The organism is Brucella tritici (assembly GCF_008932295.1).
Lineage (GTDB): Bacteria > Pseudomonadota > Alphaproteobacteria > Rhizobiales > Rhizobiaceae > Brucella > Brucella tritici.
The window spans coordinates 120,243-130,473 of sequence record NZ_WBWA01000013.1 but is presented as its reverse complement, the minus strand read 5'-3'; the positions used below and the strand labels follow the sequence as shown (position 1 = coordinate 130,473).

Here is a 10,231-nt window from a genome sequence, read left to right as displayed (position 1 = left end):
ATGGCGCAATCATTGCCCACTGCTGGTCATCAAGCCAGAATTCTCCTGCCATGGTCCAAAACTCCCGCTGCAGAAGCGAGTGAATCACGGAGTGCCAGTATGATCAAGAGTCTGATTGGGTTTTGGCCCTAGTGCGTTCTGTTGCGTCGTGTGTCTAAGCCGTTCTTGTGTTTCAAAAGTTTCTGGTGAAGGTTCTGCTCCTGCCATTCGAGGCGCAGCCGGTACTGATCAGTGCCCGCCCGCACAGCCTGCTCCAGTTCAGGGCGACGAAGCAGCATATCGTCTATCTGCCGGATCAGAGTTGGCGGGTCGAAGCTTTCCACGTGGTGGCAGAATTCGCTCAGGCCATTATCTGCGAGAAGCACATCGTTCTTTCGCGCATAACTCAACGAGATTGTGGGCCGTCCCATATGGAGCGCGCAGATCACATTGTGATAGCGGCTCGCCAGGACGATATCCGTCTGTGCAATCTGCTTCATAAGATCATGCAGCGAGGCTATCGGCTCATAGATGAGTTGCTGGTTGTGGTCGGCCGGGGGCAGAAGCGCCATCAGGTCATCGATAGCTGCACGGTCGATATTGTCGCCGGTCAGAAGACGCACGGTACGGCCCTGCTGAAGCTGCGACTGGATCACGATGGACATTTTTTTGAGGTAGTTGCTGTAGATGGAGTTGCCATTTCCGTCGCGTCGCTTCCAGCCGCGATAAGCCATGATCCCGATACCTATCCGCTCGATATGTTGCTGCGGATCGTTATGCGGCAGGATTGTTTCGGCTGCCTTCGGCAAGGAGAAAGCAAGATCGGCACTGACGCTGTCGCCGGCCTGCTGAACCCCCAGCGTTTTCATGAACTCATGCGAAATCGTATCGCGATACGATCTGAATGTGGCCATAAGAGCGGATTGCCGCATGAACCACCGGCTGAGTGGATGATTGATCGGGCCTGCACCAATCGAGACCATGAGAAGCTCTGCACCGCTCAATCTGGCGGCAAGCGACCAGCGTAGTATTGCGAACGGCCAGCCGAAGGGGTCTGCGCTGAAATCGTCGAGAAAACCGGTGCCCGGTACGATGAGAAAATCGAGCTTGCGACCAAGCGCCATAGAGTTCGCAAAATTCCAGATGCGGCGCGGTGCCTGCATCAAAAATCGGTCGGCGGCTCGCAGGAGGCGATTGGAAGGGGCATAGCCGCCGATAGGAACAGTTTCTATTCCATACGTATTTCTGATGACGTCAGGCCCGGAACATATGCATATGACCTCGATCTGTGGATCTGTTCGCTGCAACTGTCGCAACATGGCTTCCAGCGAACCGTCATTGCCGGTGTTGCCGGAACCAAATTGCCCGAAAAGCCCTATTCTCATGCGCGTGTCTCCCGCTGCATCTAGAAGCTAATGCGGGACGCGTCGTGGGGAAAACTGGCAGAAGGGTGAACACCCTCCTCTATTGTAGGAGGGGGTGTACCCCTCATAGCCGAAATGCGCAGCAAAGCAATTTCGATACACTGACGAGCGGTATATCCATTGCCCCCCGATATACCGGAGTAAGGCTTCGAGGGAATTGTTCCCTCGAAGTCTTCTCTCCCCTGAAATGTCACTCCTGAAATATCACCGGGGCAACAAGGTTCTGACCATGAAATGTGCTTACTTTGTCCGTCCTCACATAGGCGGAACCTATTCGGTTTTCACACGCCTGCGCTCGTCGCTCGGTCAGTCGGGCATAGAGCTTCGCTGGCTTGCCGCGGGCGCTGCGGGGGATACGGTCAACGTGCCGACTGGGCAGGGGCTGGAGGACGCACTTCGCAAGGGCGATGCTATCGACCGGATGGGTGTGCTGGATGAAGAAACCCGCGCCAGGCACATGATTGGCTTCCTGCGCGACAACCATTTCGACGCTGTTTTCGTCAATGTTCTCTCGAACCGTTTTGAAACCAACCTGGTACGCTATCTGCCAGCCGATATTCTGCGCATCATGATCGTCCACAACATCACGCCTGGCACATACGCTGCGGCAAAGATGATACGCGATCATGTTCACGCTACGGTCGGCGTTTCAAAACGCTGCCGCGATGATCTCGTGCGCCAGCATGGTTTCGATGCGTCGCGCACGCTGGTCATCCCGCATGGACTGAACCGGGACATTCACTTGTCGCGCAATGTTCAAAAGCCGGATGAGTCCGGCCCGCTTCGCCTGCTTTATCTGGGGCGCATAGAAGATAATTCGAAGGGCGTGTTCTGGTTGCCGAACATCCTGCGCGAGCTCCACTGTCCCTATCATCTGACTGTTGCCGGCGATGGTCCCGATCTGGCGGAGTTGCGGCATCGTCTTGCGCCCTTTGGCGACAAGGTCAGTTTCAGCGGCTGGGTTGCGCCATCCGATGTGCCCTGGCTGGTGAGCCAGCATGACGTCATGGTCATGCCGTCGCGCTTTGAAGGTTTCGGCCTGACGCTTATTGAGGCGATGAGCCAGGGATGCCCGGCAGTGGTGTCGAAAATTGCCGGTGTAACCGATACGATCGTTACCGATGGCGAGGACGGGCTTTTGTTCCCCGTCGGTGACTTCCGCCAGGCGGCGCGACATATAGACAAGCTCGCGCGCGATCGCGAATTGCTTGCGGGCATGGCAGGTGCTGCCCAGCAGAAGGTGAAAACGGTCTTCGATAACGATGCAGCCGGGCGCGCCTATGCAGGACTCCTCAAACATTTGGCGGAGGATCGCCCCGCTGTTGCGTCGCCGCTGGCGCTTTCTCAATGGTCGATGCCGAATGCACTTCATTCCAGTTTGCGCAGCCGCCTGCCGAAGCCGGTGAAGAACTGGCTCCGCCAGATGCGCGAACGTCTGCATACGAGATGGTCGGCAGCATGATCTGTGAATAAGAAAGGAGAAGGGGCATGAACCTTTTCACATCGCAGTTCCGCAATTCCCAATTGCTTGCCAGCAAGGCGCACGCGCTTATTCCGGGCGGCTGTCACACCTATGCCAAGGGCGACGACCAGTATCCGGTTCTGGCGCCGGGCTTCATCCAGCGCGGTTCCGGCTCGCATGTCTTCGATGTCGATGGCCACGAATATATCGAATACGGCATGGGCAATCGTGCCGTCGGGCTCGGCCATGCCTACCCTCCTGTCGTTCGCGCCGTGCGCGATGCCTTGCAGGACGGATGCAATTTTACGCGCCCAAGCGCCATCGAAATCGAATGCGCGGAAAGCTTTCTGGAGCTGATAGACAGCGCCGAAATGGTGAAGTTCTGCAAGGACGGGTCGGACGCTACCTCCGGCGCGGTGCGACTGGCGCGGGCCTATACGGGACGCGACATGATTGCCTGTTGCGCCGATCATCCATTCTTTTCGACCGATGACTGGTTTATTGGAACGACGAAAATGAATGCGGGCATTCCGGCATCGGTTTCAGCTTTGACGGTCACATTCCGCTACAACGATATTGCAAGCGTAGAAGCGCTGTTTGAGGATTATCCGGGGCGTATAGCGGCTATTATTCTCGAACCCGCAAAGGCTGACGAACCGCAAAACAACTTCCTGCACGAAGCAAAGCGCATCGCCCATGAAAACGGGGCTTTGTTCATTCTGGACGAGATGATTACCGGTTTTCGCTGGCATCTGCGCGGCGCGCAGAATCTCTATGATGTCGAGCCTGATCTTTCCTGCTTTGGCAAGGCACTGGGCAACGGATTTGCCATTTCGGCGCTGGCTGGCAAAACGGAATATATGCAGCTTGGCGGCCTGACCCAGACTGAGCATCCCCGCGTTTTTCTGCTCTCAACCACGCATGGTGCTGAAACCCATGCCATGGCTGCGGCGATTGCCACGATGACGATCTATCGTGACGAGCCGGTGATCGAAAGGCTTTATGAGCAGGGGGCCAAACTGGCAGAGGGTGTGAATGCTGCGATTGCCAGTCATGGCTTGCAGAACCATGTTCGCCTGTTCGGGCGTCCGTGCTGCCTGGCCTATGGAACGCTTGACGAGAAAGGTCAGTCCTCGCAGGCTTTTCGCACGCTGTTTCTTCAGGAGACGATCCGGCGTGGCGTGCTGATGCCGTCGCTGGTCGTGAGCTATACCCACAGCGACACAGACATTGCCCGCACGGTGGATGCTATCGACGGTGCGCTTGGCATCTATGTCAGGGCGCTGAATGACGGGGTGAGTTCTTATCTGACCGGGCGTCCTTCGCAAGTGGTCTATCGCCGCTTCAACGAAGCACCGACCTATCCGCCGACAATGCGATGAAGACCTTCACAGCTATCGTTCTTGCCGTATCTCTGCTGTCGATGACGGCAGGATCATCACACGCAACTGATCCGTTTCCGATCAAGGTTGGTCAGGACCGGCGTATATTCGAGGATGCAACAGGCAAGCCGTTTCTGTTGCATGGCGACACCGCCTGGTCGCTGATCGCGGAGTTGAAGCGCGAGGATGTCGAGGACTACCTGCAGGATCGAAGGAAGCGCGGCTTCAATGCTATTCTGGTCAATCTGGTCGAACACCAGTTCTCCCGCCACCCGCCCGCCAATGCTTATGGCGAGAAGCCTTTCAACGGCGAAGCCTTCGTCGATCTCAACCCGAAATATTTCGACCATGCCGCATGGGTGATCGAACGGGCGCAACAACTGGGCTTTGTCGTTCTTCTCGCGCCTGCCTATCTTGGGGTGAGCGGCGGCGATCAGGGCTGGTTCCGGGATATAGAGGCCGCGGGACCGGAAAAAATGCGTCTCTACGGCCAGAAAGTGGCCGAGCGTTTCCGACAATATCCCAATATTGTCTGGGTCATGGGAGGGGATTTTAACACGCCGGACGAAAGACTGGTTTCCAGTATGGCTGAGGCGATCATGAAGATCAGTCCGACGTCACTGAAGACGGTTCATCCGAGCCCTGAAACCGATACGGCTGAACACTGGAGCAAGAATGACTGGTTCACTTTCGATGCTTTCTACAGCTACAAGGATGTTCATGCGGGGATGTTGAAGCGCACGGCGGAAGCCGCAATGCCGGTCGTTTTGCTGGAAACATTCTATGAGAGTGAGCGGGTGACGAACTCGCAAACCATCCGGCGAAACGCCTATGGTGCACTGCTTGCCGGGGCCGCCGGGCAGTTCTTTGGAAATAATCCTATGTGGCATTTCAGCAGTTCCGGCCTGGAGGCGTATCACGGCACATGGCGCGACGCTCTGAATAGTCCCGGCGCACAGTCAATGACGGCGTTGAAGACACTCTTTGACAAACTGCCATGGTCGCAATTGCAGCCAGATCGCGAAAGACGCATTGCTGTGAATCCGCAAAGCTATGCCTCATTTCTATCTGATGGCACCATGTCGGTGATTTATGGTGATGCCAACGGATTTGCGGTTCAGAAGGATTCCGTGAAGAATGGTCAAAAGGCGGTCTGGTATGATCCTTTTTCCGGCACGTTTGCCGATGCAGGCGAGCCGAAGATTGAGGGTACGATTGCGACCTACATGCCGAAGCAGGCAAAAAATACCGATGGCGGAACCGACTGGCTTTTGTTGATCGGCAGTGCCGCACGCCTGCAGGACATCCAAAAGAGGTAGGCGATACGCCCTTTCACGCTTTTCATAAACGCTTGTCCTAACCGGGCATGCCTTCGGTCAAGTCGTCGCTCCTGTCCTCTCTGGCTAACATGCATTTATCAAAGCTTGAGGAGTCGGACATGAAAGTACTGGTCACGGGCAATCAGGGCTATATCGGGTCGGTCATGGTGCCGGTCCTCACAAATGCGGGGCATGAAGTGTCCGGCTATGACATCGGCCTTTACGAACATTGTCTTTTTGAAGAGGGCGGTGCAGTGATGAATGTGCCGACCATCCGAAAGGACGTGCGCGATGTGTCGCCGCGCGATCTGGAAGGGTTCGACGCGGTCATTCATCTCGCCGCACTATCCAATGATCCGCTGGGCAATCTCAATGAGGAACTGACCTACGACATCAATCACCGGGCGAGTGTCGCCATGGCAAAAGCTGCCAAACGTGCCGGTGTGGGACGCTTTCTGTTTGCTTCGTCCTGCAGCAATTACGGTATCAGCGATGCCGATCTGATCGATGAAACCGGCGAACTGAAGCCGGTAACGGCCTATGGCCGGTCCAAGGTGCGGGCCGAACAGGAAATTCGGGAACTGGCGGATGCAAGCTTCTGCCCTGTCTATCTGCGGCCTGCCACGGCTTACGGCGTTTCGCCGTTCCTTCGTTTCGACATCGTGCTCAACAATCTCGTGGCATGGGCGGTGACAAAAGGGCTGATCTATCTCAAGTCCGATGGCACGCCATGGCGCCCCATCGTGCATATTCGCGATATTTCCCGCGCCTTCATGGCGGCTATGGAAGCGCCGCGCGAAAAAGTCTGGAACGAAGCCTTCAATGTCGGTTCGACGGAACACAACTACCGCATCCGCGATATCGCGGGCATCGTTGCCGAGAATGTTCCCGATTGCCGTATCGAATATGCGGACGATGCCGGGCCGGATACGCGTTCCTATCGCGTCAGTTTTGAAAAGCTGGCACGGGTGTTGCCGGAAGCGAAGCCGGAATGGGACGCCGTTGCTGGTACGCGCGAACTGCTTGCCGCCTATAGCCGCTCAACGCTGACACTTGAGGAGTTTGAGGGCCCGCGCTTTCAGCGTATTGCCCATATCCGCAAGCTGATTGCGGAAGGGGTCTTGGATGCCGATCTGCGGCGCACTGACGATGAACCGCAACCGCTTCGGGCAATGGCGTGATGGATACGGGGGCCGGGCACAGGGGCGTTGAAATTGCCATTCCGCCGTTGTCGAACGGGATGGCCATCTACGATCTTGCTGCTCGGCTTTATCCAGTTTGCCGCAGTCTCGCCGGTGATGGCGTGCGCGAAACGCTTGCCATCATCGGGGAACATTTGCCGCTGGCGGTCCATCAGATTCCGACCGGTACACCGCTTTACGACTGGAAAGCGCCGCAGGAGTGGATCATTTGTGAGGCCTATATCGCGGACATGAACGGCGATCGTGTCGTCGATTTTGCCCGGCACAATCTGCATGTGGTGAATTTCAGTGTGCCTGTGCGGGCGCGAATGCCGCTCAGCGCGCTGAAAGAGCATATTCATACGCTGCCCGATCAGCCGGACCTCATTCCCTATCGCACCTGCTACCATGCGGAAGCATGGGGCTTCTGCATGACACATAACGAGTTCCTGTCGATGCAGGACGGCGACTATGACGTCGTGATCGATGCAGAGCGCCGCGATGGTTTTCTGACCTTTGGTGAGTTCATTCACCGGGGAGAAACCGACGAGACGTTCGTCCTGTCGGCCCATCTCTGCCATCCGTCGCTGGCCAATGACAATTGTTCCGGACTGGCGCTGCTGGCGCGTCTTGGCGAAGTGCTGCAATCACGACGCACGCGCCTGACTTATCGGCTGCTTTTCGGTCCGGCGACTTTCGGCGCTCTCGCCTGGCTGCAACAGAACGAGGTGGATCTGGGGCTGGTCCGGCACGGGCTGGTCCTGTCCTGCGTTGGCGATGCTGGCGGGCCCAATTACAAGCGCAGCCGTCGCGGTGATGCGGAGATTGATCGGATCATGGGCCTTGTACTTGGTGAGCGCACCGATGCGACGACGCATGATTTCTGGCCCTACGGCTATGACGAGCGCCAGTTCTGTTCGCCGGGATTCGATCTGCCGGTCGGCATGTTCCAGCGCAGTCTCTATGGCACCTTTCCAGAATATCATACATCGGCCGATAATCTCGATTTCATCAAGCCGGATTATCTGGAGCAATCGTTCAACATGGTCTTGCAGGCTATTGAAATTGCGGAACGAAACTGGTGTCCGCTGAACACGTCGCCAAAGGGAGAACCGCAGCTTGGGCGGCGTGGCCTTTATGGAAACATGGGCGGCGACAGCCGCTCGGCACAAAACGCAATGGCATTGTTATGGGTGCTTAATCTGGCGGATGGCGAGCATTCCATCCTCGATATGGCTGAACGGGCGAAACTGCCCTTCGCAACCCTTGCCGATGCCGCTGACCGGCTTCGCGAGGCAGGGTTACTGGTGGAAAGCTAAAGCAGCGGCCAGGCCAGATCCTTGTCGGAAATGACGCTCGGCCTGTTTGGCCAGGGTATCCCGAGCGACGGATCATCATAGCGTAAACCCGTTGCATAATTAGGCGCATAGGGCTTCGAGATCATGTAGCGCACGAGGACGTCAGGTGTCAGGGTCTGGAAGCCGTGTGCGCAGCCTTCCGGGATATAAAGCTGCATGCCGTTTTCAGCGGACAGTTCCACGCCGGTCCAGCGTCGATAGGTCGGCGAATGCGGGCGCAGATCGACCAGAACATCCCAGATGACGCCTTGCAGGCAGGTGACAAGCTTGGTCTCCGAATGCGGCTCGTTTTGATAATGCAGACCGCGCAGCGTTCCTTCCTCGCGTGAGAAAGACAGACTGTGCTGCGGGAAATGCGTTTCCATCTGCCGTTCCGTGAACGCAGCTTCGCAATAGACCCGCGCGAACCAGCCGCGTTCGTCTTCAAGCCTTTCAGGCTCGATAGACCAGGCGCCGTCGATATTGAGCGAAGTGAAACGCATGCTTTGCCCCGTTTGCCATATATGCGCATTCTGACAGCGGGAATATCGGGCGATAGAACCTTCTTCGATGCATCTGAATAGCCTTCCGGATGATGCCAACCCGTCCGAATGCGGTAGGCGCCTACACCCCCGCCGCCATTGGGTGAAGATCGCGGGCCTACTCCTCATAGGTCATCCGGTGAATGTTGCGCCCGATCGTATGTACGGCTCGCTCCCGATGACAGTCTCGGCAATTTTTAGGCCGCTTAGTAGTTTTGGTTATCCGACGCGGATCGGAGTTCAACTCTATCAACCCATAACGGACCTGCCCAAAAGGTTCGATGAGGCGAGGAATGACGTATGACCATCCAGACGGCGGATATTTCGCGGAGCACGAGCATGGCGCAAGAGCAGACCGGCTGTCGCCTGTGCGGTAAACTACTCAAACATACTTTCGTTGATCTTGGGATGTCGCCGCCTTGCGAGAGCTTTATCACGGCGGATCGCCTCGACCGGATGGAGCCCTATTATCCGCTCTATGCGCTCGTTTGCGACCATTGTTATCTGGTGCAGTTGAAGGAGTATTTCTCACCGGCTGAGATTTTCACCGAATATGCCTATTTCTCGTCCTTCGCCACGAGCTGGGTCAGCCATGCGAAAACCTATTGCGACGAGATAACCGAGCGGCTGGGGTTGAATGAAAACAGCTTCGTGGTCGAGATCGCCAGCAATGACGGCTACCTGTTGCAGCATTTCCTGCCGAAGGGCATCCCGATCCTCGGCATCGAACCGGCGGCCAATGTGGCCGAGACTGCAATTGCCAAGGGCGTGCCGACGCGGGTGGATTTCTTCGGCTCAACACTTGCCGCCGAACTGGTCGGCGCAGGACGCAAGGCCGACCTCCTGATCGGTAACAACGTTCTGGCGCAAGTTCCTGATCTCAATGACTTTGTGCGGGGGCTGCAACTGCTGTTGAAGCCGGAGGGCGTCATCACGCTGGAGTTTCCGCATCTCGCCAATCTGATCGAGCAGAACCAGTTCGACACGATCTATCACGAGCATTTCTCGTATTTCTCGTTGCTGACGATCCGGTATATGGCGCACCGTCATCACCTCAAGGTCATCGACGTGGAGGAACTGCCAACCCATGGCGGTTCGCTGCGCGTGTATCTTGCGCATAACAGCAGCAAGCGGAAGGCGGGGCCGCGTGTGGCAGCGCTTCTGAAGCGCGAAGAGAGTTTCGGCCTCAACGAGATTTCGACCTATGAGCAGTTCGCTGAAAAGACGCGGCGCACCAAGCGCGATCTCCTGTCCTTCCTGATCGCAGCCAAGAATGCGGGAAAACGCATCTGCGGTTACGGCGCGCCCGGAAAGGGCAATACACTTTTGAACTATTGCGGCATCGGCACAGATTTTCTGGATTTCACGGTCGATCGCAATCCTTACAAGCACGGACGTTTCACGCCGGGCATGCACATTCCGATCTACGATGTGTCGGCAATCGACAAATACCGGCCCGATTACATCCTCATTCTGCCGTGGAACTTCAAGGACGAGATCATCCGGCAGATGCAGCACGTGGTCGAATGGGGCGCGAAGTTCATCATTCCCATCCCACACGTCACGTTGATTGACCCGGCACTACTCACAGAGGAGCGGTAAGTC

General features: G+C 56.6%; 8 protein-coding genes. 6 read left to right on the top strand and 2 right to left on the bottom strand.

The window, feature by feature from the left end; translation table 11 throughout:
• Positions 1 to 128 precede the first annotated feature (128 nt).
• On the bottom strand, positions 129 to 1,364 hold the full coding sequence (locus tag F9K91_RS14830; RefSeq protein ID WP_151678078.1) for a polysaccharide pyruvyl transferase family protein: 1,236 nt from the start codon (positions 1,362 to 1,364) through the stop codon (positions 129 to 131).
• 268 nt (positions 1,365 to 1,632) lie between these two features.
• Here F9K91_RS14830 and F9K91_RS14825 point away from each other — a divergent pair, with 268 nt between their 5' ends.
• The 5 genes from F9K91_RS14825 to F9K91_RS14805 all read left to right on the top strand — a co-directional run bounded on the left by F9K91_RS14825 (position 1,633) and on the right by F9K91_RS14805 (position 8,066).
• Complete coding sequence (locus F9K91_RS14825; protein WP_151678077.1) at positions 1,633 to 2,865, top strand: glycosyltransferase family 4 protein; 1,233 nt, start codon at positions 1,633 to 1,635, stop codon at positions 2,863 to 2,865.
• 26 nt (positions 2,866 to 2,891) lie between these two features.
• Positions 2,892 to 4,247, top strand: coding sequence for a glutamate-1-semialdehyde 2,1-aminomutase (locus F9K91_RS14820; protein ID WP_151678076.1), 1,356 nt, complete (start codon positions 2,892 to 2,894; stop codon positions 4,245 to 4,247).
• Positions 4,244 to 5,566: an apiosidase-like domain-containing protein gene (locus tag F9K91_RS14815; protein ID WP_151678075.1), complete on the top strand. Its 1,323-nt coding sequence runs from the start codon at positions 4,244 to 4,246 to the stop codon at positions 5,564 to 5,566. The genes F9K91_RS14820 and F9K91_RS14815 overlap by 4 nt, the downstream gene beginning before the upstream one ends.
• Positions 5,567 to 5,685: 119 nt before the next feature.
• A complete protein-coding gene (locus tag F9K91_RS14810) occupies positions 5,686 to 6,747 on the top strand; it encodes an NAD-dependent epimerase/dehydratase family protein (RefSeq protein ID WP_151556670.1) in 1,062 nt (353 codons plus the stop codon).
• The gene (locus F9K91_RS14805; protein ID WP_151678084.1) at positions 6,747 to 8,066 is read left to right on the top strand and encodes a DUF4910 domain-containing protein; all 1,320 of its coding nucleotides are present in this window, start codon (positions 6,747 to 6,749) and stop codon (positions 8,064 to 8,066) included. The genes F9K91_RS14810 and F9K91_RS14805 overlap by 1 nt, the downstream gene beginning before the upstream one ends.
• On the opposite strand, the gene rfbC is transcribed toward F9K91_RS14805, so the two are convergent.
• On the bottom strand, positions 8,063 to 8,587 hold the full coding sequence (gene rfbC / locus F9K91_RS14800; protein ID WP_151678074.1) for a dTDP-4-dehydrorhamnose 3,5-epimerase: 525 nt from the start codon (positions 8,585 to 8,587) through the stop codon (positions 8,063 to 8,065). The two genes, F9K91_RS14805 and rfbC, sit on opposite strands and share 4 nt — an antisense overlap.
• Before the next feature lie 339 nt (positions 8,588 to 8,926).
• On the opposite strand from rfbC, the gene F9K91_RS14795 reads away from it, so the two are divergent.
• Positions 8,927 to 10,228 (top strand): class I SAM-dependent methyltransferase, encoded by a 1,302-nt coding sequence (locus F9K91_RS14795; RefSeq protein ID WP_061347809.1) that lies wholly within the window; start codon positions 8,927 to 8,929, stop codon positions 10,226 to 10,228.
• Positions 10,229 to 10,231: the final 3 nt, after the last annotated feature.